At 68.2% G+C, this 20,658-nt stretch carries 24 protein-coding genes; 7 read left to right on the top strand and 17 right to left on the bottom strand.

The annotated features are described in order from the left end of the window. Positions 1-4 precede the first annotated feature (4 nt). From ACIQJT_RS16020 to ACIQJT_RS15955, 14 genes are all read right to left on the bottom strand, one after another. Positions 5-193 carry a helix-turn-helix transcriptional regulator gene (locus tag ACIQJT_RS16020; RefSeq protein WP_402643853.1) on the bottom strand — a complete coding sequence of 63 codons (189 nt, stop codon included), beginning with the start codon at positions 191-193 and terminating at the stop codon, positions 5-7. Between the two features lie 436 nt (positions 194-629). After that, a complete protein-coding gene (locus ACIQJT_RS16015; protein WP_402643851.1) occupies positions 630-2,105 on the bottom strand; it encodes an ATP-binding protein in 1,476 nt (491 codons plus the stop codon). 2 nt (positions 2,106-2,107) lie between these two features. After that, on the bottom strand, positions 2,108-2,953 hold the full coding sequence (locus ACIQJT_RS16010) for a bifunctional DNA primase/polymerase (RefSeq protein ID WP_402643848.1): 846 nt from the start codon (positions 2,951-2,953) through the stop codon (positions 2,108-2,110). Then, positions 2,950-3,687 (bottom strand): DNA methylase, encoded by a 738-nt coding sequence (locus ACIQJT_RS16005; RefSeq protein WP_402643845.1) that lies wholly within the window; start codon positions 3,685-3,687, stop codon positions 2,950-2,952. The genes ACIQJT_RS16010 and ACIQJT_RS16005 overlap by 4 nt, the downstream gene beginning before the upstream one ends. A gap of 89 nt (positions 3,688-3,776) precedes the next feature. After that, a complete protein-coding gene (locus ACIQJT_RS16000) occupies positions 3,777-4,241 on the bottom strand; it encodes a hypothetical protein (protein WP_402643843.1) in 465 nt (154 codons plus the stop codon). Positions 4,242-4,444: 203 nt separating this feature from the next. After that, positions 4,445-6,571, bottom strand: a complete 2,127-nt coding sequence (locus ACIQJT_RS15995; RefSeq protein WP_402643841.1) for an ATP-binding protein — start codon at positions 6,569-6,571, stop codon at positions 4,445-4,447. Between the two features lie 145 nt (positions 6,572-6,716). After that, entirely contained in the window at positions 6,717-6,887 is a 171-nt protein-coding gene (locus tag ACIQJT_RS15990; RefSeq protein WP_402643839.1) for a pRL2-8, read from the bottom strand. A gap of 2 nt (positions 6,888-6,889) precedes the next feature. Further along, complete coding sequence (locus tag ACIQJT_RS15985; protein ID WP_402643837.1) at positions 6,890-7,207, bottom strand: hypothetical protein; 318 nt, start codon at positions 7,205-7,207, stop codon at positions 6,890-6,892. Between the two features lie 5 nt (positions 7,208-7,212). Then, entirely contained in the window at positions 7,213-7,416 is a 204-nt protein-coding gene (locus ACIQJT_RS15980; RefSeq protein ID WP_402643834.1) for a hypothetical protein, read from the bottom strand. Next, a complete protein-coding gene (locus ACIQJT_RS15975; RefSeq protein ID WP_402644759.1) occupies positions 7,413-7,817 on the bottom strand; it encodes an RRQRL motif-containing zinc-binding protein in 405 nt (134 codons plus the stop codon). The genes ACIQJT_RS15980 and ACIQJT_RS15975 overlap by 4 nt, the downstream gene beginning before the upstream one ends. Continuing rightward, positions 7,817-8,680 (bottom strand): protein spdB, encoded by an 864-nt coding sequence (locus ACIQJT_RS15970; RefSeq protein WP_402643832.1) that lies wholly within the window; start codon positions 8,678-8,680, stop codon positions 7,817-7,819. Before ACIQJT_RS15970 ends, ACIQJT_RS15975 begins: the two co-directional genes overlap by 1 nt. After that, on the bottom strand, positions 8,677-8,871 hold the full coding sequence (locus tag ACIQJT_RS15965) for a hypothetical protein (protein WP_402643829.1): 195 nt from the start codon (positions 8,869-8,871) through the stop codon (positions 8,677-8,679). Before ACIQJT_RS15965 ends, ACIQJT_RS15970 begins: the two co-directional genes overlap by 4 nt. After that, positions 8,868-9,314: a Pycsar system effector family protein gene (locus ACIQJT_RS15960; RefSeq protein ID WP_402643826.1), complete on the bottom strand. Its 447-nt coding sequence runs from the start codon at positions 9,312-9,314 to the stop codon at positions 8,868-8,870. Before ACIQJT_RS15960 ends, ACIQJT_RS15965 begins: the two co-directional genes overlap by 4 nt. Next, on the bottom strand, positions 9,311-9,607 hold the full coding sequence (locus tag ACIQJT_RS15955) for a DUF6284 family protein (RefSeq protein WP_402643822.1): 297 nt from the start codon (positions 9,605-9,607) through the stop codon (positions 9,311-9,313). Before ACIQJT_RS15955 ends, ACIQJT_RS15960 begins: the two co-directional genes overlap by 4 nt. Positions 9,608-10,381: 774 nt before the next feature. Here ACIQJT_RS15955 and ACIQJT_RS15950 point away from each other — a divergent pair. Both ACIQJT_RS15950 and ACIQJT_RS15945 read left to right on the top strand, forming a co-directional pair. Beyond that, a complete protein-coding gene (locus ACIQJT_RS15950) occupies positions 10,382-11,140 on the top strand; it encodes a GntR family transcriptional regulator (protein WP_402643820.1) in 759 nt (252 codons plus the stop codon). Then, positions 11,137-11,814 (top strand): AAA family ATPase, encoded by a 678-nt coding sequence (locus ACIQJT_RS15945; RefSeq protein WP_402643817.1) that lies wholly within the window; start codon positions 11,137-11,139, stop codon positions 11,812-11,814. Before ACIQJT_RS15950 ends, ACIQJT_RS15945 begins: the two co-directional genes overlap by 4 nt. A gap of 50 nt (positions 11,815-11,864) precedes the next feature. On the opposite strand, the gene ACIQJT_RS15940 is transcribed toward ACIQJT_RS15945, so the two are convergent. From ACIQJT_RS15940 to ACIQJT_RS15930, 3 genes are all read right to left on the bottom strand, one after another. Continuing rightward, positions 11,865-13,262 carry a HEPN domain-containing protein gene (locus ACIQJT_RS15940; RefSeq protein WP_402643814.1) on the bottom strand — a complete coding sequence of 466 codons (1,398 nt, stop codon included), beginning with the start codon at positions 13,260-13,262 and terminating at the stop codon, positions 11,865-11,867. A gap of 1,305 nt (positions 13,263-14,567) precedes the next feature. Then, positions 14,568-14,999, bottom strand: a complete 432-nt coding sequence (locus ACIQJT_RS15935; RefSeq protein ID WP_365452684.1) for a hypothetical protein — start codon at positions 14,997-14,999, stop codon at positions 14,568-14,570. Between the two features lie 68 nt (positions 15,000-15,067). Next, the gene (locus ACIQJT_RS15930; protein ID WP_402643810.1) at positions 15,068-15,937 is read right to left on the bottom strand and encodes a bifunctional DNA primase/polymerase; all 870 of its coding nucleotides are present in this window, start codon (positions 15,935-15,937) and stop codon (positions 15,068-15,070) included. Positions 15,938-16,284: 347 nt separating this feature from the next. Here ACIQJT_RS15930 and ACIQJT_RS15925 point away from each other — a divergent pair, with 347 nt between their 5' ends. From ACIQJT_RS15925 to ACIQJT_RS15905, 5 genes are all read left to right on the top strand, one after another. Continuing rightward, on the top strand, positions 16,285-16,599 hold the full coding sequence (locus ACIQJT_RS15925) for a hypothetical protein (protein ID WP_086724924.1): 315 nt from the start codon (positions 16,285-16,287) through the stop codon (positions 16,597-16,599). 197 nt (positions 16,600-16,796) lie between these two features. After that, positions 16,797-17,756: a bifunctional MaoC family dehydratase N-terminal/OB-fold nucleic acid binding domain-containing protein gene (locus tag ACIQJT_RS15920; RefSeq protein ID WP_402643806.1), complete on the top strand. Its 960-nt coding sequence runs from the start codon at positions 16,797-16,799 to the stop codon at positions 17,754-17,756. Continuing rightward, positions 17,753-18,142: a MaoC family dehydratase gene (locus tag ACIQJT_RS15915; protein WP_402643804.1), complete on the top strand. Its 390-nt coding sequence runs from the start codon at positions 17,753-17,755 to the stop codon at positions 18,140-18,142. The genes ACIQJT_RS15920 and ACIQJT_RS15915 overlap by 4 nt, the downstream gene beginning before the upstream one ends. Next, entirely contained in the window at positions 18,139-19,305 is a 1,167-nt protein-coding gene (locus ACIQJT_RS15910; protein ID WP_402643802.1) for a lipid-transfer protein, read from the top strand. The genes ACIQJT_RS15915 and ACIQJT_RS15910 overlap by 4 nt, the downstream gene beginning before the upstream one ends. A gap of 145 nt (positions 19,306-19,450) precedes the next feature. Next, positions 19,451-20,008 carry a SigE family RNA polymerase sigma factor gene (locus tag ACIQJT_RS15905; RefSeq protein WP_053851784.1) on the top strand — a complete coding sequence of 186 codons (558 nt, stop codon included), beginning with the start codon at positions 19,451-19,453 and terminating at the stop codon, positions 20,006-20,008. Positions 20,009-20,658 lie beyond the last annotated feature (650 nt).

The following is a 20,658-nucleotide window of genomic DNA, read 5'->3' as shown; positions in this document are numbered from 1 at the left end:
TGACCTATGCGGCTTGCTGCTCGCAGCGCTCCCACCAGGCATCAAGGTCGGCGCGGCTGACGCGGACCTGTCCGTTGGGGAGCTTGCGGAGACGGGGGGCTTGGCCGCGGGCGCGCATGCGGTAGAAGGCGGCGCGGCTCATCTTGATCTCGGTGAGCACTTCGGGGAGTTTCAGCATCTCGGGGTGTGCCACGGTCGACTCCTTGAGGCTTCGGTCAGGGGTCTTGGGTTGCGTCTGTCCGAGGTCCGGATTTCTGCGTCATAGCGTCATGTGCGTCATACGCATGCGTTGAGCTGGGGTTTTGCATGACGCAGGGCTTGAGGCGTGCGTCATGTGTCCGTCATGGCGTGCGTCATGGCATGACGCACATGACGCGGGAATGACGCAGGATCGGCCGTCTGCGTCATGGTCGTTCTCGCAAGTAGGGGGCCGGTTTCCCGTCCGTATGACGCACATGACGCAGCGTTCCCCTACTTAGGAAAATGGAGGGGTGTCTGTAGTGGTGCGGGTGCTCTCAGGACGTGAAGAAGGAGCCGCTGCGCGGCACGTCCTGGGGGCGGCGCCGCCGCCGAAGAGCAAGAAGAGCACCCCCGGCGCGCCTGGTGCTCTTCTTGCTTGTCTCGGTAGGTCAGAACGCCGCTTCCTGCGCGTGCGACGGTGGGGCGGACGCGCGAGCCATTTCGAGATAGCGGCCTTCATAGGTGCGCCCGGAGTCGATGAGGACACCCCGGGCAGCAAGGGTGGGCTGGAGCCGCTTGAGGCGGTCAGAGAGCACCTTTCCCGTTGTCGGCCAGCCCTTGGGCAGCGTGCGGAGTTCCTCACCGCTGTAGAGGCGGCTGAGGCAGTGCAGCCACTCGGTGGACGTCATCCGCTGCGCCTCGCCTGGCTCGATGCTCTCGGCATGCCGGAGCACGGTCTGTGCCAGCAGGTCGCCTTCAATGACGTCGTCGTTGAGGTCGTCGAGACTGGCCCGGTAGGCGGCGAGTGCCCCGAATCCGGTGGCGCCGTCGAGCTGTGCGCACAGGTGGGCGAAGTCCGCCATCCGCAGGTCCGTGGGTGTCTCCGCGTCCACAGCACGGACCTTGACCGTCAGGTCCAGCAACGAGCCGAGGACGACGGGCAGCACCTCCGCGTACTCCGCCCACAGCTCTGCCTCTGTGCGCCGCACCTTCGGCCGTTCCAGACGCAGGGGCAGGAGGCGTTCGGCGAGGTCGGGGCGGATGACTCCGACGTCGATTCCGGTGAGGAGCAGCGGGCGGCGGTAACCGACGCGGAAGACGTCCCCGTCGGTGAACAGCGCTCGCTTGACGCTCTCCGCACCGGTCACGATGCAGCACATCGCATCGGACAGATCCGGGGTCATGTGGGAGAGGTTGTCCAGCGCGGTTACCCACCCTGCCGCGACCGCCGCGATCAGGTTCTCCTCATCCTTCGGGGCCCGGCGCAGGTCGCCCGTCATCCCCTCGATGATCCGGACGAGCATCCGGCCGCCCGTCGACTTGCCGGCGCCCTGCGGGCCGGTGAGGAACGGGGCCGGGACAGGCACGGACGGTCCGAGACAGCCGATCAGCCACGCGATCGCCAGGCACTCAGACTCGGCTGTGGCGAAGTTGCACAGCCTCAGAAGACTGTCGATTCCCTTGCCGTTCGTATCCCGAGCGGGCAGGGGCAGCTCCCCGGTGAGCTGAGTGCGCCGCCAGCACACTTCACGCGGGTCGGGAACCTTGATGTCCCATCCGGCGGGGTGGATGCGGACGGACTGTCCGTCGGCGCGCCCCAAGTCCAGCCACGTGGCCCCATCGAATCCGGGGGCAACGCGGATGTGCACGGGCTGTACGTCCTCGGACAGCGCGAGTGCTTCGATCAAGTCCAACGCCTCCTTGAGTGCCGTGCCGTTGAACACGCCGACCCCGTCCCTAAAGAGGCCGACCATGAGTTCCTGGCGGTGGCTTCCGGTGGTGCCCTGGGAGCGGATGGGGCGGGCGACGGGGTGGCCGTTCTTCTGGGCGTAGACGGTGCCGTCGGCGGTGCGGAAGTAGCGGAAGTGGGAGTGCGCGTAGTCGGCGATGACCTCGCGAGCGGGGTTCTTCTCGTCGTCAGACATGGTCACAGTCCCAACGTGGTCAGGGCGTTGGTCCACGCGTCCGTGCAGTGCCGGGGGGTCTCGCCTTTGGCCTGCGCGGCGGTGAACAGCCGGTTGACGTGGGTGTCGCTGAGGCAGCCGCACCGGCCGTGGGTGGAGAGCACGGCGAGGAACGTGCGGTACACGGTCGCGTGAACGGCGCTGCGCGCCTCGCTGATGCGCTGCTCTGCCATGGCGATCCCGCGCTCCAGGTAGGCGGGGGTCCTGTGCCTGCACTCGCCCCCATGGCCCTTCAGAGGTGCTGTGAGGCTCTGTGGCGCCCTGCGCGCCGGTGACGGCTCCTTTACTGCCAGCGCGCGCACAGAGTCCGGGAGAGGGGCCATGACGCCTGTGCCGGGTCCGAGCCAACGTGCGTATGCCATAAGGGACTTGAGGTCGACGCCGGGTCGTACGGCGTTCACGGACCGCATCACGCCCCGGTAGATCCAGTGCTCTCCCCGCGTCGTCGGCACGGTGAGCGTGGGGGGCAATGTGGTGCGGGCCCAAGTGACGGCCTCCGCGTCGTCCAGGTCGACCACGGTCACGCCGGCGCCGCCGGGGTGGTAGGCGACGGCGGCGGCCCGACGCCACGCAGTCGCCCACGCCGGGGAGGTGAGTACGTGGGGGTCGATGGTGGCGGCGGCCCACGCGTGGCAGACGCCGGGGCATGCGCAGGGGCCCGGGGTCTTCATATTCGGCCGGCCGCCGCACGCGTTGCCGGTGCAGTCCGGGCAGTTGCCGAACGGCACCTTGCCCGCCCGCAGGGGCAGGGGTGGGAGGCCGTCTGCGGCAAGCTTGAGCGCGGTGTCCAGCAGGGTCGGGGCGCTCATGCGGCCACTCCCAGCGCAGGAGCGAGGGAGGCCAGGAATGCGGCCCCGATCCACTGCGTATAGGCGGGCGGGAGGGCTTCCCGGAGCCGTAGGTGGTCTGTGGACCAGTCGATGCCCTTCGCGGCCCTAATCTCGTCCACGGTGGCCTTGCCGCCGCCCTCACCGTACGCGGCCACATACGGGCCGTCGCGGTAGACGCCGTGGCGCCAACCGCGCACGTAGCCCCGATGCTTGGGGTGGGCGGGCTGCGGAGCGGTCCAGCCTCCGAGTTCGAAGTAGCGGTGCATGAGCACCGCGAGGCCGAACTGTTCGCCGCACAGGCGCAGGTCTTTACGGACCTCGGAGCCCGGCACGTTCTCCATCACGAACGGCCGGCCGGTGGCTTCCAGGGCGGCCCGGGTCGGGGCGATGAGCCGGGGGTAGGTGCGGCCGATGGCCGCGTTGCGGGCCCGGTTGGTGCCCTTGGTGGGAGCGCCCTCGCCCTGGCACGGCGGGGAGGCGTGGATGAAGTCGTACTCGTGGCCGTGGGCGCGGATGTACTCGATGGCGTCGCCCTGGTGGAAGGCGTCGCCCGGATAGTCGGGCTGTGCCTGGATGTCGACGCCGGTGATGTGGCAATTGCCGAACGCGCGCCGGTAGCCGGTGGTGGCGCCCCCGATGCAGCAGAAGGCGTCCAACACCCGTAGGGGTTCGAGGAGGGCGAGCAGTCGCCCGAGGACAAGACGATGGGTCATGCTGGATGTCTCCAGTTCCTTGACGGGTACTGGCTGGGCAAGGGCGGCCCCGCGACTTTGGCGAGACGGAGGGGCCGCCCTTGGCGTAGCTAGCCGTGGAAGTGGTTGCGCTTGAAGATCGCTTTGCGGATGTTGACCGTGGTCCCGCCCTGGTGGCCGTGCGGCTTGAAGACCTGCACCGCGATCCAGCCGCCGAAGATCACGGCGGCGAGGGTGATGAGCTGGGTGATGAGCGCGGTCAGGGCGGTGATGAAGGTGGTGAGCAGCAGCAGGCCGCCGCACACCGCGAGAAACCCGACGCCCCCGAGGGCGACGTTCACCGCTGCGCGGGACACGGGCGGGTTCGCGGTGAGGGGTTCGGGTTGTGCGGGGTTGATGGCGTAGCCGGTGACCACGCGGCCGTCCGGCAGGACGATGCTCGCGACCGCCGGCACGGCTCCCGGCTGCACGGCCACCATCGGCGCCGGAGCGACCACGGCGGGCGGAAGCGGGGTCGGCTGGTGGACTTCCACGGCCCCCTCAGCGGGGGCGTGGCGGGCGGGTTCGGGGTACATGCGGAATCCCTTCCGAACATGAGTCAGGGAGACATAGACACCCCCTTGGAGGGGTGCTGTGGAGGGGTTTTCGGGGGCTGACCTGGGACGCCTCCCTGCCTCCCTGATTGATCTTTTATGCAGGTCAGGGCCAGGGAGGCGGGTCAGGGAGGGGGTGAGGGAGTTCTCCCTGCCTCCCTGACCCGGGCGGCGCCTGCTCCCTGTCATCCGGCGGCGGAAGCGGAACCTTCGTCGTCGCGGTTGGCGAGGGCACGGGCGAGACGGTCGCGGCCCACGACCATGACGCCGTCCGACTTGTAGGGCTCGGCTCCGGTGCCCTCCAGGACGCGCTTGAGGTCGAGGAAGGACCACTTGCCGTAGACGTCCTCGTCGAGCACGGCGAGCCGCTTGAGGACGTCCTGGGTGCGCACGCGGGGCGCGTTTCCGACCACGGAGGCGATGTCGGCGAGGCGGTCGCGGTCCTCGCCGCGCTCGATGGCGTGCAGGGTGGTGACGCCGTCGCGCAGGCCCTTGGCGCGGTCGGTGATGGCCTTGGCCGCGTCGTCGTCGATGTAGTGGGTGCGCACCGTGATCGAGGACTGGCCCTTGGGGATGTCGATGCCGTCGGAGGCGACGACCAGGGTTCCCTTGTCCAGACCCTGCCGGAGCAGGTGCGGGGCGGCCCCGCCGTTGACTGCCTTCTCACCCAGCGCCATGACGGCTTGTGCCTCGGTGCCCAGCGCGAGCGAGGCCCGGGTGTGCGCGCCCTCGCGCACGAGCTTGGGAAGGTTCTGGTCGGTGGGGTCCTGGGTGCCCTCCCACATGAGCACGTCGACCACACGGCCCTGGTTGTGGACCTTCCGCACCGCCATGAAGTACCGGGAGGTCGCCTTGGAGCCGCCGTAAGGGCGCTTCTCGTCGTCCACGGCCGGGCACATGAACGCCACCTGCGCTTCGTCCACGATCCCGATCAGCGGCTCGAACACCACCGAGGGGTCCGCCTGACGCTGCGCGATCCGGCGATTCATCTCATCGACCAGCCCTTCAACCATCTCGGTCGCCTCGATCACGTGCTCATCTGTCGGCCCCTGGATCAGCACCGTGGCCAAGCCGTCGAACATCGCCCAGTCACCCGCACCCTTGAGGTCGGCGATCCGGAATTCCACCCGCCGATCCAGCGACGCCCACAGCGCCAGGGAGCGCAGCGCAGCGGTCTTGCCCTGGTTGGACAGACCCGTGATGAGCAGGTGCCGCTGATACAGCGACAGGGCGGCGGCGTCGCCGCGCAGGTCCTGACCCCACGGGGCGCGGCCCTTGACGTAGTCGGCGGTCAGCGTCTCATCGGTGACCAGCGGAGACGGGCCGATCGGCTCATCCAGCGCCCCGGAGTCGGCGATCCACAGGCGAACCGTGCGGGCGGCCTGCGGGATCGTGATGAACACTTCGTGCTCGTGCCGGGTCAGGTTTTCCGCCAGCTTGCGCCGCTTGGACTGCACCTCGTTCGTGGCCACGCCAGAGGGCAGGGTGACGTCGACCTCAACTCCGCATCCCGCGATCCGGATCGGTCCCAGCATGGAGGCGCCGGCGTCGCCCATCTCCGTGATGGCCTTGCGCATGGCGGGGATGCCGAGATCCCGCAGGGCCTTGACGACGATGGACGGGGTGATCGGCTCACCTTCGCCGTTGCGCACGTTGGCCGGCATGACCCAGGCGGGGGCGGCCTGTTGCTTGCTGCCGACCATCCACATGCCCAGCAGAGCGAACAGCGGCCCGAGCACGAGAGCGGGGCCCCATACGACCTGCACGATCCGGATGAGCAGGCCGATGAACTCGATGGTGGCCGCGAGGGGGGTGATGACGTCGGTGATGTCGTGGTTGTTGATGGCCATCACGACCCCGAGCGCGACGAGGACGCCGATGCTCATGCCGACGCCGACCCCGACGCCCTTGGCGACGTCGAGCGGGGAGTGGAGCAGGTCCATGCGGCGGCGGTGGCGGGCCTCGCGGAAGCGCTGAAGACGCTCCTCCCACTCCTCCGCCACCTCGTAGTTGCCTGCGGCTTCAGCGGCACGGAGCATGCGCTCGTAGCGGGCGCCGGTCTTGCCGTCCCAGGTGCGGCGGGCCAGGATTCGGCCGCCGTTGACGGTGTAGAGGCCGTGGCGGACCACGGCGCGGGCGGTCGTGCGGGTGGTCTCGTGCGTGACGACCGTGCGCACCGCGCGCCCGGAGCGCACCCACAGCGGTATCGGCTTGGCCGGGGCCGGGTCGGGGACCACGGTCAACGTGGTCACGGTGGCATCGGCAGTCGTGGGTTCGGGTGTTTTGTGGAGGCTGACGACGTTCTCGGACATGCTGGAAGTGCTCCTGACTGCCCTACTCGGGCGGGAGTTGCGGGAGAGTGCCGGGGTGGCCGGGTCCGTGGCAGGGACGACCACCCCGGCATGCGAGGCGTGCGAGCCGCGCGTCAGGCGGCCGGAAGGGCGCTGGTGGGGGCGGTCACCACCAGCGGGATTCCTTCTTGGGCGTGAGGTAGGGGCAGCCGTTGACCATGTGATCGACGCACTGCGGGCAGTCCTGGCGCGGCTTGAGGCGGCGGTGGATGCGCTTGTTGTGGGCGTGCTCCCAGCACTGCGGGCACTCACCCGGGGGCGTCTGCGTCGCTGCCATGCTCACCACCACCCCGAGGACTTCTTGGCGGCCTTGGCGGTGGCGGCCTCGGTGACGAGACGCTGCCGCTCGCTCTGAAGCGCGGTGAGTTCGGCAATGAGCCGGGTCTGCACCGACTCCCAGACGCTCTCCAGCTTCCGGTCGGCGCGGCCGGTGCTCTTGGACCGCACAGTGCGGTAGGAGCCGCTGACCAGGGCGCCCATGACCTGACGGCGTTCCTGGCTGGTCAGGGGCCACATTTCCTCGTTGCGGACGGCTTCCAGCTTGCGTTGGGTTCGCTGGATTTCCTTGTCCAGGCGGCGGGTGTCGGGCTTGCCCATGGCGGTCAGTCCTTCCTCGGGTAGGTGTGGCCGGCGGGCGGATAGACGTCCACGGACCGGTCGGTGAGCAGGCCCTCCAACACGACCTGCTCGAAGTCGGTGCCCAGCTCGGTGGTGGACTCGTGGGCGAACGCGGTGTCGGTGGCGTCCAGCAGGCGCAGGGTGCGGGCGTTGTCGTCGCCCGGCGACTCGTGCAGCACGTTCTTCACGGCTGACCTCCCAGGTCAGGCACGGGAGTGGGGGTGGTGGGGTAGGCGCATGGCACGCACATGCCGAGCGAGCGCGGGATGCAATAGCCCGCGTCGAGCCGGCACGACGGGCAGGTGCGGCGGGCGAGCATGGCCAGGGCGAGGGCGCCCCACTTGCGCGAGGTCATCGGCCGCACCGGAAGCGCGAGGTCTTCGCGGTACAGGTAGGCCACCCGCGGGCCGCCGGTGCGCCGGTTGATGCGCATGGCCTGCGCGGCGATCGGCTGACCCCCAGGGCGCAGGCCCTGAGCCCGTAACTGCCGGCGGGTGGCTAGCCCGTGGGGGGCCAGGCGCCACGGGTAGGTGGGTATCCCGTGGCGGGCCCCGGTGGGGTCGAAGCACTTGCCGTAGACGCCGGACATCACGCCACTCGCTTCCACGCCGCCCGCAGGCGGACCTCGGAGGCGGAATGGCCGGCCGCACGGAAGCGCGTGGCCATCTCGCGATACGACAGGGCGGGGGTCTGGCTGGTGCGGATCTGGTCGACCAGCGCGTCCAACTCGCTGTCGGTCAGCGCGGGCGGCGCCGACTCCAGCGCGGGAACCTGCTCGACAGGCCCCCAGACGGGCAGTTCCCAGCGGGGCGTGACGCCGGGTGTGACGCGACTCGTCACGCTGGTCAGCGCCCTGCTCGTGTCCTCACCCTGCCGCGCTTCCTCCAGCGTCGACCACGCCCCCGCAAGGGTCTTCGCGGTCCTCGCCTGCACGCGGGCGACGCGAGCACCGGCCCCCGTCACGGCGGTCAGCCGCGTCTCCTCCGAGGCCGCTTCCGCCCGGAGGCGGGCGCGGGCCACGGCGGCTTCGTCGCGGGCTTCCTGCTGGATACCCCGGATAGCGTCCAGGGCGACGGTGGTGAGCGCGGTGCGCTCCCACAGGCTGTGCACCAGCCACAGGGCCTTTGCCGCGATCGGCAGCCACGCCACCGCCAACCAGGCGCCGGCAGACTGTTCGGCGGTCAGTGCGTGGGCGATGAGGAAGCCGGTGGCGATGAGGCCGAACAACCAGCCCACTGCGGTCACCACTCGGCTGTGGTCGCCTTGGGCGGCCAGGCGACGTTCATAGGCGAGGGTGGCCAGCCAGCCGCCGTCGATGCCGAGCCCGACGACCAGGGCGACCGGCCACGGCACGGCCGTGCCGAGCCACATCAGGACCACGGCCAGGGTCAGCACCATGGACACGGCCGTCATCGCGACGGCGGGCAGAACGGTCCGGCTCGTGCGGTTCATCGGGCACCGCCCCTCAGGCGCCGGCCGTGCAACGTCCAGCCGACGAACTGCGCGAGGCAGCCGGCCGCGACCAGGTAGCGCCAGGCGTGGTCGTCGGTGAGATACGCGGCCGTCGTACCGGCCATCGCCGCCAGCGCGCCCGCCATGGCAATCAGCAGCTCCCAGCCGCGCAGGGAAGGCGTCGGGGTCATGCCGCGCCCCCGATCACGATCAGGAGGGCGAGAGCGAGCAGTCCGCCCCCCGCAAGGGTCAGGTCGACGGCGCGGCGCAGGCCCGTGAACTTGGCGACCGCGAGGCGGGACAGGCCAGCGATGTCAGCGGCGAGGTCGCGGGAGACGGCCTGGCTGATCTGCTCGGCAGTGAGGGTGGCCCACAGCGGGAAGCCGTGCCGGCCCTTGATGTTGGGACGCACCGAGCGCAGCAGCAGACCAGCCGCCGCGATCAGCAGCGTCATGCCGAGTCCGCCCACGGCACAGGCGAACGGGTTCAGGGGCAGGTCACGGGCGATTGTCCACGCCCCGGCCAGCACCGCACCGACGAACGCCAACAACAGCGCCGTCTTGTTGTCGGTCCGCGCGATCTCCGCCTTCACCTCAGCATGCGCGGCCGTCAAGCTCTGCTCAAGGGTGCTCATGCGACACCCCCGGGCAGCGTGACGACGACGGTGCGGTTGGCCAGGGCCCGACGCTCGGCAAGCACCCGGTTGCGGGCCCGGCGGATACGGCGGGTGTCCAGTTCGGTCGGCGTGCGGTCGAGCGTGATGATCTGTGCGTCGAGCAGGTCGACGCGCGCCAGGATCAGCGGCATCTCCTGCTCGATCGCATCCAGCTCCGCATCCGTCGGCTCCATGAAGTCGGCGGAGTTGGCGAACGGCGTCCAGTCATCGGACGCCGTAACAATGCCCTGAACAGTGACGATGTGTTCCATTGGGTCGTGGTTCCTTTGGCAGGGGAACGGCCCGAACAGCGGCCCCGGAGTTGCACCTCCGGGGCCGCGCGCCGTTGAAGTCGGTCATTCCGGCTCCCCGCGCTCCCGTCCGTCCCCCGGCCGCAAGGCGGAACGAGGTACGGGCGGGAGAGGCAGCCGGCCGCAACGTCAGGCGCTGCGAAGCCAGGACGGACCGGAGGAAGGAGAGCGCCGCTGGCCGGTCCATCGCGGCGGCGCCTTTGTATGTCGTCGGCCCATGCCGACCTCCCGCGAATCGCAGGGACACGGCTTTCGCCGGTACGCCGTTGGCACAGCGGACCGACCCCGAGCCGGGAAAGTCGGGCGCGTCATCGTCACTGCTCTGACGCCAGCAGGGCAGCGTGCGGCAGGTGGCACCACGAGCGGCTGACCTCCCGCAAGGAAGGGATGATCCGCACGAGTGTTCTCCAGAGCTGACGCACAGGGCAGGACACGTTCACCTGCCACGAAGTGGCTGCCAACGGCCATCACCCCGGCCGTTCAGGGGACGGGACGCGGAGCCCGTCAGAGTTGAATCTCTATTGAATTCTCAACCAACGATCGCTGCCTTCGTACTGACCCCTGCGGGCTTTCCTCCGGGCTGCGCCGCCGTGGAGCGCAGGCGCATCAAGGTGCAGCGCCTTCCGATCGACTGTTCCGACCGGCGGGCACATCCCTAAGGTTCCCTAGGGTTCCCTGCGGTGTCAAGCGGTAAGCTAGGGAACCTCAGGGAACCGAGACGAGGGAGCACGCGAAATGGCCGGTCAGGCCGACAACCGGGCGCCGTACGCCAAGATTGCCGCCCACTACGCGGAGCTGATCACGTCCGGTCGGCTGCAGCCGGGAACGCTCCTGCCGAGCATCAAGAACCTGTCGGAAGAGTGGAGCGTGAGCACGGCCACGGCCGAGAAGGCGTTGCGCAAGCTGCGCAACGAAGGCATGGTCCGAGGCATCCACGGGATCGGAACGGAAGTCCTGGATCAGCCGGGTCCGATGTCGTCGGGATCTCAGCGCCAGGACCGCGGCCGCCGTACCGGCTCAAGTTGGGGGTCCGGTGAACGCTCCGACTCGCACAAGGCTGACGTGGTCCCTGCGCCTGTGGAGGTGGCGCAGGCTCTAGGTATCGAGCCTCGCTCCGACGTGATTCGTCGTAGCCGGGTCTACCGGGACCGACACGGCATCGTGGCGCACAGTACGTCTTGGATCCCGGCTAGGTACGGGAAGCTGATCCCGCAGTTGGCGAAGAGTGAGCGACTGACCGGGGGCACCTCACTCCAGCTCATCGCGGAGGCGACGGGCCTTCCGATCAGTCATCGGATTGACACCGCCTCAGCGCGCCTACTGACGACAGAAGACACCCAGCTCCTGGAGTTGGACCCGGAGAACCCGCCTGCGGAACCCGTCGTCGTGATGACCGCGAAGTTCATCGACAGTGAGAACAACGTTGTGGAATACGGCGTTGACCTCGGTGGCCCTGGTCGCACCTGGCGCACAGAATCGGAGGTTTCCCCGTGACGACCTTGGATGACACGCTCTTGAGCGTGCTTGAAGATCGGATGGGCGGTCTACTCGCCGCTCGCCGTACAGGCACGCTCTCACCCGAAGCCGAAGTGGAAATCTCCGCGATCTCCCAGACCCTCACGAGACCCATGACCTCACGTTCGCCGTTCTGCGTTCTCATGGCCGGGCTCCCCGGCTCTGGCAAGACCACGCTTTCCCGAGTCCTCACCGATCGCGGCTTCGTACGCCTGTGTCCGGATGAGGAGATGTATCGCCGACACGGCGTGTACGGGGTGGACTTCCCACGAGGCACCTTCCCCACCCTTGAACGGCCGGTCCTTGAGGATGTCGCGGTTGAGCTGCGCGAACTGCTTCAGTCGGGGCGTGACGTCGTGGTTGACCATGGCTTCTGGACTCCGGACGACCGCGCCCGGTGGCGAACCATCGCGACCGACGCCGGCGCGACTCCGCTGCTGGTCTATCTCGAAGCGAGCCATGACGAACTCTGGTCAAGGATCAACAAGCGCAACGAGGCCCACGCTCACGATCCCAACGCGATTTATTTCTCCGAGAGCGACCTCCGGAGGTACCGCACTCGCTTCGTTGCTCCTGAGTCAGATGAACAGCCCTTGATATACGACGGAGATCCCGCAACGGTGATTTCGGCGCTGGAGCTTATCCGACCCTGACTCTCGACAGAGCGTCGGATAAACATTTATAAGGGTCCTCAAATATCAGCTTACGCGCTATCGTTTGCCTTTTTCGGATCAAGGAGCTCGCGCACTCTCCTGGCGATCAAGTCGACAGTGTCACTCGCCTTGATTTTTGCGAGATACCCGTCCTGGAACTTGCAAAATTTCGCTAGACACAGCAGCACGAGAAGCTGCAAAGACTCGGACATCCAATAGAATTGCGCGTTCGAAGCTCGTGGGCCCTTTCTGTCGTCATGGTGAACCATTCTGTTGCGTGTATTGGTTACGGCCCTTGCCCACTGGTCGGCATCACACTCCAGCACAGCGGGCAAGCCACAGAATTCCGCCAACTCCTTGATTCGCCCACGCAATCTTGGCTCGTTCGAGAAGGCGAGTTGTTCCTTTAGCCATCTGCGATGCTCCTCAGGCACGTACCCCACGAGGAGGTCCCTGAATTCCTTATAGTCCGCGGTAGGCATTACGTGGTTAGGGAACTCCATCCTATGAAGAGTTTCGGCGGATGAAACGGCATTGAAGAACTTATTCTCCACGTACATTGCCCTGTATCTCGACGACAGAGCTAGGCCCAGAACGATGCGCCTGTCGCGTAGGAAATCTAGCCATCTCCCTATTGCGGGAAGCCCACCGATCTCGTCTAGGTGAAGGAGGAATTCAACCGAATTTGACTTTTGGGTCATGCTCTGTGCGGACTGCTGACCGTACAGGTTTAGTCTTGCAGTTTCAGTGCTCCCGTCAGACTCTTCTGTGATCCATAGCGATATGTCCGTTGGCAGACAGGCGGAATCGCTTGTAGCGGAAATCAAGTCCTGGAGAGTGGCCACATCATTGCGGATGTGCGCGAGATCAACTGGATCGTCGTAAGTCAAGCGCAGGGAGAAATCTTGCTCGAAACCCCTGTCTTGTTGTTGGCCTCCTGGGATATTCCATCTAGAAATCAGCGCAAGCTTTCCTCCGGCAATCTCGTGCTCCTCTGTTTCGAGGGGTGTCAAGGTAAGTGTTGCGCTAGTTAGCTTGGAGTCAGAGTCAAAGGTGTAGTTCTGAGAAATTATCGTCCTTTGCGTCCAGTCCCATAGGTTGTTGAAGCGGACCGTAACTTCAGTAAAATGCTGATCGTCTGATGTTAGAAGAGTTTGGCCGGCGAAGAGTGTGACAGCCCTATAGTCTTCGCGGAGCATCCCCGGAAATTCGATTCGATAGCTTGACCGTGTGCAGTCCTGCAATGTTAGGTAGCGTTTTCCTGCGACTCCGTGAATGATCGGAAATCGTGCAACGTCATTCAAGTTTGTAAACGATTGAAATTCGGAAAATCCGCCGATCAGGTAAAGCTTAACGCCTTCCGAATGCGTGAACGAGATTTTCCCTGCGATCTGCTGCTCCTCTGCTTCGGGAAGCCAAAACAGCCCTTCACTTTCAAACGGCTCCACAATTACTCCCGCTGTCGATCACTGTTCGGTAGTGCCGACATTCTAGTGACCCACTAGCGGGATAGCGCAGGTTTTACGGTCACGAGCAATAGAATTTTCTTGTGCCGGGTGTGCCCCTCTGGCGCCAGTCGCGCGGTAGAGGAGCCGGCGGCACAGTGACCTCCCCTAGACGTCACTGTCTCGCTAGGTGCGTTGCGTGTGCCGGTCGCGCAGAGACGTGCCCACTCAGCCTGAGGGCCACAACCGACGTCAGTTGGGGCTGACCTCCCTCGGCTGGAGGGCGGAAGGTCTCCGGTTCGGCTCTCTCGGTCTCAGCCTGATTGCCGAGCTGCTTACGGCCGCGTGGCTCGGCTCTGGTGCGGAGTCTGCCCAGGGCAAGGGATTGTCAGTGGGCACCGCTAAAATGCGCCCCTTTCGGAGGCTCTACGCGGATAGAAATAAGCTTGGAATCAATCCTTCCGCCCTTACGCGCAGTGATGTGTGCTCAGTTGGAGATTTTTTTCTTCTCCACAGTGTGGGTAAACAAAAGCCGCAGGTCAGACCACGTGCTGTGGATGATCCTGTGGTTTACCCACCGCCCTGTCCACTGGGTCGTGCACAGGAAATCACGGCTTACGCACAGTAATGGCCCCGTTGTCCACAGGGGCTGTGGATAACCAGATTGGCGTAGGGCTTACTCACTGCCACCATGTCGACAACGGGTGGCGTGGCCGCAAGAAAAAGGCGGCCCCCGCTGGCACGGGAGCCGCCCTGACCTAGTCCCAAGCGTGAGAAAGGTCAGTAATGACAGTACCGATTGGTCCCGAACTCTCAACTTCGGGAGAGGGGCACGAGGCCGACGTACCCCTCGTCCGTTCGACGGATGTGCCCTTGCTTCGTCGGCGGGGTGTGCTGCTCGGAGGCATGGGTGGGCTTGCCCTCGCGGTGACCGTTTTGGTCGTCTTTGTGCCCGCCCTGGCTGCACCTCTTGGTACGGCCGCTGCTGTGGTAGCTGTGGTTGTCCCCTTGATCCACCGAGGTTCGCTGCCGTCCAGCGAAGGAGAGTCGAAGGGGCAGCCCTGAGAGGCTGTGGGCCATGTGCGGGCCAGCGCCGCGATACAGGGGCCGAGCACGGGCTCCCGTGCAGGTCAGAGGGAGTTTCGCTTCTGATTCCGCGACGCTCTTGAAAACCGTCGTGGCGCGAGTCACCGTGGGTTCAAATCCCACACCCACCGCGGTCGTTCAGCGCATGCGCTGCTCAGAAAGGGTGCCCCTCGCCGGGGTGCCCTTTCTGCGTGCGGGGGCCCGGCGGCCCGGTCTTCTGCGCTACAGCTCGTAGTCGCGGGCCAGTTCCTCCCAGGCGACGTCCCGCAGGCCGGCCTGTGCGTCGCAGTCGGAGGGTACGCGGGCGTGGGGCTGGAACCAGATGATCGTCAGGTGGCTGCCGTAGAGGACGGGGTCGCGGGACCGGGTCAGGGCCGTGGAGCGGAAGACGCCGACGCAGGCCACCGCCGGCAGCATCTCGACCGGGCCGAAGGCGCCGGGGTAGTGGTCCGGGTACTCGTGCGGGGGCGGCACCAGGTGCACGGGGGCGGTCGGGTAGTCGTGCTCGGCCGATCGCAGCAGGCCCTCGATCCGCAGCTCGTTGACCGGTCTGCACGGATAACCGTCCAGCATCCCGCCGTACGTCGACGTCAGGCGCAGCTCTCCGAGGTCGACCCTGCGGCCGGAGGTCAGGACGAGCCGGGACAGGGTCATGATCGGCACTCTGTGGCGCTCCAATGGTTCTGCCGTGCTGGTGGTGCCAGTGGTCCGGGCGGGTGGGGTCAGGGGCGGCGGCCGGTCATGCGGGCCGCCGACGCGATCGTGGCCCGTGCCTCGCGTTCCGTGAGGCCAGTGTTGAGGGCTGCGTCGACCAGGGGGGCGACCAATGCAGGGCCGATGCCGTTCTCGTAGGCGCGGCAGGCGGCCCAGAAGAGGCGGGTGTTGCGCTGGCCCTCGTGGGCGGCGAGGACGAACTGGACCAGGCCCTGGCCCTGGTCGCCCGCGGAGGGGTGGGTCGCGGGGTGCGTGGGGCGCGGCGGGGGCAGGAGCAGGCGGAGCAGAGCCGGCGGGCAGGCCGCGGGGGCGAGGTGGGCGGTGCCCGGGGCCGTCGTGTAGGTGCCGTGGTCGGTGCGGGAGCCGGGGCCGACGAGGTAGCCGCCTGCGCCCCGGATGTCGATGCCGGGGGCAAGTCGGCCGGCCGAGTTGGGGACGGCGGCGTCGGGCGGGCCGGTCAGCCAGAGGTGCCGGCCACCGCTCGGGGTGAGCACGACGACCGTGTCGGGGATCGTGAAGAGGTGGCGCAGCGCCAGTTCGCGCAGGGCCGCCGAGGAGTCCGTGCCCGACTTGGTGTCCAGGTCGACGCCGATCAGATGGTGGGGCGGCAGACCGCACGCGATGCCGTAGCCCGTGGCCCAGGGGGCGGCCGCGAAGAGCTCGCGGATGCGGACGGGGTCGGTCGAGGCGTCGTACACGCCGTGGCCGAACGCGCCGCACTCGCCGTGGCACGGGGCGGCCAGGGGGTCGTCGCGGTGGGGGGAGCGCAGGGCCGGGAGCTTGGTGCGGGACAGGGGGATGACGGCCAGCCCGCGCTCGGCGGCTGACAGGGCGTGTGCGAGGGCCAGCGTCGTGGCCTGCCGGTCTGTGGTGGCCATGGCTCTATGTTCGTACGCGTGTTCGAAAAAGGGAAGGGGTGGCGGGTGCGACGCGCCGAGGGTGAGGGATTGGCCGGAAAGGTGCTGGAACGCTTCCTCTCTTGTCCCGCTTGAGGCGTGGGAGTCCGTATCGCCCCGAGATAGTGCCCGAAGTCGCGAAAGGGGTTTATCGACTTGTCCTCACGCTTCAGGGGGAATAACAGCTTCCGCTCTGGTTCGCCGGCGATCCGGTGGGCAACTCTGGACTCACGACGTCGTGCACAGCACCGGGGTGGTCGGCCAACTGCCCTGCCAACAGCCTTACTTGACGTACTACCGGCCACAGGCCGGGTTCTGGAGGAAACACCATGGCAAGCATCCGTACCGCCCGCGTCATCGCCGCCGTCTCCGCCCTCCCGCTCGCCGCCGCGCTCTTCACCGGCATCGCGACGGCGGACAACGGCGGCTTCGCGGACGACGGATCGAACGCGGGAGTCGCGAGCATCGTGGGCAGCGGTGTCGGACACGACAACAACGGCAACGCCTCCACCACGCAGCAGAACGCCGTCGGCTCCGGGGCGTCGAACCAGAGCAACACGGCACAGGTCAACGGCTCCGCGTTCACGGCCATCAACCAGGGGAACAACAACACGTCCGTCCACTTCACCCCTCTGTGGTGGTGATCCGCGAGATCCGGCCGGCCCGCGGCGGGGGGCTTCAGGGGGGCGGATCCGGGGGGTTCCACGGGGGGAGGTGACACGTCCGCGCGGCGGTGCTTCGGCGCCGCCGCGCAGGCGTGTCCGCGCCGGGGCGACGGTCTTGACACCGCACCTGATCTGACGGACAGTCAGGAAATCTTGCGGACAAGGAGGTTGTCCTCATGGCCGACGATCCGGACACTCCGCCGACCCTGCCCGAGGCCCGCGATCCGCAGTCCCCGCCCCCCGACCCGCTCACCCGCCTCAAGTCCTACGAAGGCCACCCCGCCGCCGTCTCCGCCACCGGCAAGGACCCCGTCAACCTGCCGATGATCAGGCACTGGTGCGAGGCCCTGGGGGACGCCCACCCGGCCTACTCGGGGCCCGGCGCCGTCGCCCCGCCCACCATGCTCCAGGTATGGACGATGGGGGGCCTGAGCGGGCACCCGGGCAGATCGTCGGCGTACGACGAACTCCTGGCGCTGCTCGACGAGTCGGGCTGCACCTCGGTCGTCGCCACCGACTGCGAGCAGGAGTACTTCCGGCCACTGCGTCCCGGCGACGAGATCACGTTCGACACCGTCATCGAGTCGGTCTCGGACCGCAAGACCACCAGGCTCGGCACCGGTCACTTCGTCACGATCCGTACCGACGTCCGGGTGGCCGGGGCCCTCGTCGGCACGCACAGGTTCCGCATCCTCAAGTACGCGCCCGTACGACGTGAGCAGGTCCCTCCCCGGCCCCGCCCCGTCGTCAACCGGGACAACGCCGGCTTCTGGGAGGGCGTCGAACAGCACAGGCTCCTCATCCAGCGCTGCACCGCCTGCGGCACCCTCCGCTTCCCCTGGCTGCCGGGCTGCGCCCACTGCGGGAGCCCCGACTGGGACACCGTCGAGGCGAGCGGAGAGGGAACCGTCCACTCGTACGTCGTCATGCACCACCCGCCCTTCCCGGCCTTCGACCCTCCCTACGCCGTCGTGCTCGTCGAACTCGCCGAGGGCGTACGGATGATCAGCAACGTCGTCGGGACGCCGTACGACAAGGTGCGGATCGGGATGCCGGTGCGGCTCGTCTTCCAGTCCTACGACGGCGATCTCACCCTCCCCGTCTTCCGTGCCGCCGCCGAGGAGGCCGCCGTATGAGAACGGGCGACGAACTGCCGCCCCTGGAGATCCCGGTCACCCGCACGCTGATCGTCGCGGGGGCGATCGCCTCCCGGGACTACCAGGACGTGCACCACGACCCGGAGTCGGCCCGCCGCAAGGGCTCCCCGGACATCTTCATGAACATCCTGACGACGAACGGCCTGGTGGGCCGCTACGTCACCGACCACTTCGGCCCGCGGACCGTACTGAAGAAGGTCGCCATCCGGCTGGGCGCCCCCAACTACCCCGGCGACACCATGGTGCTGAGCGGAAGAGTGGAGACCGTCCGAGGAGACACCGCGACCGTACGGATCGTGGGGACCAACGCCATCGGCGACCACGTCACGGGGACCGTCACCTTCTGTCTGCGGGACGCCGAATGAGCACACGCGCGCGTGACCGGCTCGGCGGCCTGGCCGCGATCGCCGGAATCGGGGCCACCGAGTTCTCCAAGGACTCCGGCCGCAGCGAACTGAGCCTGGCCGCCGAGGCGGTCCGCGCGGCGCTCGACGACGCGGGGCTCACGGCCGCCGACGTCGACGGCATGGTCACCTTCACCATGGACACCAGCCCTGAGATCACCGTCGCCCAGGCCTGCGGGATCGGCGAGCTGTCCTTCTTCTCCCGCGTCCACTACGGCGGCGGCGCGGCCTGCGCGACCGTCCAGCAGGCGGCGCTCGCGATCGCGGCGGGCGTGGCCGAGGTCGTCGTCTGCTACCGCGCCTTCAACGAACGCTCCGGCCGCCGCTTCGGCTCCGGCGTCCAGCACCGCGAACCCTCCGCCGAGGGCGTCGCGCTCGGCTGGTCGCTGCCGTTCGGGCTGCTCACCCCGGCGTCCTGGGTGGCGATGGCGGCCCAGCGCTATCTGCACACCTACGGCCTCACACCGGAGGCCTTCGGTCATGTGGCGGTGACCGACCGGGCGTACGCGGCCACCAACCCGGCGGCCTGGTTCCACGGCCGCCCCATCACCCTCGCCGACCACGCCGCCTCCCGCTGGATCGTGGAGCCGCTCCGGCTCCTGGACTGCTGCCAGGAGACCGACGGCGGCCAGGCGATCGTCGTCACCTCCCTCGCACGCGCGCGTGCCCTCCGCCGGCGGCCCGCCGTCGTCGCGGCCGCCGCCCAGGGTGCCGGCCGCGCCCAGGAGCAGATGACCAGCTTCTACCGCGACGACCTCACCGGACTCCCCGAGACGAACGTCGTCGCCCGCCAGCTCTGGCGGACCTCGGGCCTGGTCCCCGGGGACATCGACGTGGCGATCCTCTACGACCACTTCACCCCGTTCGTCCTGATGCAGCTCGAGGAGTTCGGCTTCTGCGCCCGGGGCGAGGCCGCGGACTTCGTGCGCCGGGGCGCGCTCCCCCTCAACACCCACGGCGGCCAACTGGGGGAGGCGTACCTCCACGGCATGAACGGCATCGCGGAAGCCGTACGGCAACTGCGGGGGACGGCGGCCAACCAGGTGGCGGGGGCGGGGGTAGTCCTGGTGACGGCGGGGACGGGGGTGCCCACGTCCGGGCTCGTGCTCACCGCGGACGGGTAGCCCCCAGGGGTGATCCCGCAGTAGACGTGTCTCTCTCGTCCACCTTCAGGAGGTGCAGTCAGCCCCACCTCTACAACCTGAGGGGGAGTCCTCTTCGGGACCTGTGGCCGATGAGCGGCGGGCGTCGCGAATCTAGCGTGGAGCCATGACCACACCCGTCTGCACCAGCGCTTCGAAGGCCGCCGTACCGGCGACGCAGACCCTCGCGTACCCCTCGTTCGCCTCGTACGTGAAGGCCCGCCAGCCGGTGCTGCTGCGTACCGCCCGGTCGCTGACCGCGAACCCGAGCGACGCGGAGGACCTGCTGCAGACCGCCCTGACCAAGACGTATGTCGCCTGGGAGCGCATCGAGGACCACCGGGCCCTCGACGGGTATGTGCGCCGGGCCCTGCTGAACACGCGCACCTCGCAGTGGCGCAAGCGCAAGGTGGACGAGTTCGCGACCGACGAGATCCCCGAGCCCGACCCCGTGCCGGGCGAGGACGACCCCGCCGAGCAGCAGGCGCTGCACGACGCGATGTGGCGGGCGATCATGAAGCTGCCGGCCCGGCAGCGGGCGATGGTCGTCCTCAGGTACTACGAGGACCTCAGCGAGGTGCAGACGGCCGAGGTCCTCGGGGTCTCCGTCGGCACCGTGAAGTCGGCGGTCTCCCGAGCCCTGGGCAAACTCCGCGAGGACCCCGAGCTGGTGCTCGCCCGGTAGGGGCGCAGATCTGGGCGGCGTTCGTCTGTCCGGGATCGTGGCTCCGGGCTGGTGTTCGTCGACCGGGGACACGTCGCCTCAGGACCCGCGCCTGCGTCGACCCGTACGAGGTTCGCGGGCCGGCCGAGCGCCGGGCGAGCCTCGGACTCGTCCACACCTGCCGGAAGCCGGAAGCCGGAAGCCGGAAGCCGGAAGCCGGAAGCCCTTGGGGAGTCGTCCCTCAAGGTGCTGCCCGCCCCGCCCGTCGGCCACCCGTTCGTCCTGGCCGCGCCGGGCACGTCGGCCGCCAGGCGCCACGCCGGTCCGGCCCCGTGCTCTCCCGCCGGCAATCGCCGCCCGCGGTCGGTGGCCGCCCATCCGGGAGTACTACGGCGGCCTGTTCCCGCCGGCCGGCGGCCCCTTTGTCGTGGCCCGTCCGCCGGGAGTCGTCGCACCGGGCGCCCTGCTCGCCGTCCGGCGACCGTCGCCTCCGACCGGTGCCCGTCTGCCGACAGTCGTCGCCTGGCCGGTGCACACACTCCGGCATACGTCCCCCCGGGCCGGTGCCCTCCCTCTGGGGCTGGCCACACGGCCGGGTGCACGTCCGCCGGTGAATCGTCGCCCGCCGGGTGATCGTCGCCCCACGCCCCACGCCCGCCCTCCGGCACTGG

The organism is Streptomyces sp. NPDC091972 (assembly GCF_044756385.1).
Taxonomy (GTDB): domain Bacteria; phylum Actinomycetota; class Actinomycetes; order Streptomycetales; family Streptomycetaceae; genus Streptomyces.
The sequence above is the reverse complement of the archived record's forward strand: the minus strand, read 5'-3'. Positions and strand labels throughout refer to the sequence as shown.

What these genes read in the sequence shown, in the direction of transcription:
- ACIQJT_RS16015 (WP_402643851.1), bottom strand. Translation starts at nt 2,105, where the DNA reads ATGTCTGACGACGAGAAGAACCCCGCTCGCGAGGTCATCGCCGACTAC.
- ACIQJT_RS16010 (WP_402643848.1), bottom strand. Translation starts at nt 2,953, where the DNA reads ATGAGCGCCCCGACCCTGCTGGACACCGCGCTCAAGCTTGCCGCAGAC.
- ACIQJT_RS16005 (WP_402643845.1), bottom strand. Translation starts at nt 3,687, where the DNA reads ATGACCCATCGTCTTGTCCTCGGGCGACTGCTCGCCCTCCTCGAACCC.
- ACIQJT_RS16000 (WP_402643843.1), bottom strand. Translation starts at nt 4,241, where the DNA reads ATGTACCCCGAACCCGCCCGCCACGCCCCCGCTGAGGGGGCCGTGGAA.
- ACIQJT_RS15995 (WP_402643841.1), bottom strand. Translation starts at nt 6,571, where the DNA reads ATGTCCGAGAACGTCGTCAGCCTCCACAAAACACCCGAACCCACGACT.
- ACIQJT_RS15990 (WP_402643839.1), bottom strand. Translation starts at nt 6,887, where the DNA reads ATGGCAGCGACGCAGACGCCCCCGGGTGAGTGCCCGCAGTGCTGGGAG.
- ACIQJT_RS15985 (WP_402643837.1), bottom strand. Translation starts at nt 7,207, where the DNA reads ATGGGCAAGCCCGACACCCGCCGCCTGGACAAGGAAATCCAGCGAACC.
- ACIQJT_RS15975 (WP_402644759.1), bottom strand. Translation starts at nt 7,817, where the DNA reads ATGTCCGGCGTCTACGGCAAGTGCTTCGACCCCACCGGGGCCCGCCAC.
- ACIQJT_RS15970 (WP_402643832.1), bottom strand. Translation starts at nt 8,680, where the DNA reads ATGAACCGCACGAGCCGGACCGTTCTGCCCGCCGTCGCGATGACGGCC.
- ACIQJT_RS15965 (WP_402643829.1), bottom strand. Translation starts at nt 8,871, where the DNA reads ATGACCCCGACGCCTTCCCTGCGCGGCTGGGAGCTGCTGATTGCCATG.
- ACIQJT_RS15960 (WP_402643826.1), bottom strand. Translation starts at nt 9,314, where the DNA reads ATGAGCACCCTTGAGCAGAGCTTGACGGCCGCGCATGCTGAGGTGAAG.
- ACIQJT_RS15955 (WP_402643822.1), bottom strand. Translation starts at nt 9,607, where the DNA reads ATGGAACACATCGTCACTGTTCAGGGCATTGTTACGGCGTCCGATGAC.
- ACIQJT_RS15950 (WP_402643820.1), top strand. Translation starts at nt 10,382, where the DNA reads ATGGCCGGTCAGGCCGACAACCGGGCGCCGTACGCCAAGATTGCCGCC.
- ACIQJT_RS15935 (WP_365452684.1), bottom strand. Translation starts at nt 14,999, where the DNA reads ATGACCCTGTCCCGGCTCGTCCTGACCTCCGGCCGCAGGGTCGACCTC.
- ACIQJT_RS15930 (WP_402643810.1), bottom strand. Translation starts at nt 15,937, where the DNA reads ATGGCCACCACAGACCGGCAGGCCACGACGCTGGCCCTCGCACACGCC.
- ACIQJT_RS15925 (WP_086724924.1), top strand. Translation starts at nt 16,285, where the DNA reads ATGGCAAGCATCCGTACCGCCCGCGTCATCGCCGCCGTCTCCGCCCTC.
- ACIQJT_RS15920 (WP_402643806.1), top strand. Translation starts at nt 16,797, where the DNA reads ATGGCCGACGATCCGGACACTCCGCCGACCCTGCCCGAGGCCCGCGAT.
- ACIQJT_RS15915 (WP_402643804.1), top strand. Translation starts at nt 17,753, where the DNA reads ATGAGAACGGGCGACGAACTGCCGCCCCTGGAGATCCCGGTCACCCGC.
- ACIQJT_RS15910 (WP_402643802.1), top strand. Translation starts at nt 18,139, where the DNA reads ATGAGCACACGCGCGCGTGACCGGCTCGGCGGCCTGGCCGCGATCGCC.
- ACIQJT_RS15905 (WP_053851784.1), top strand. Translation starts at nt 19,451, where the DNA reads ATGACCACACCCGTCTGCACCAGCGCTTCGAAGGCCGCCGTACCGGCG.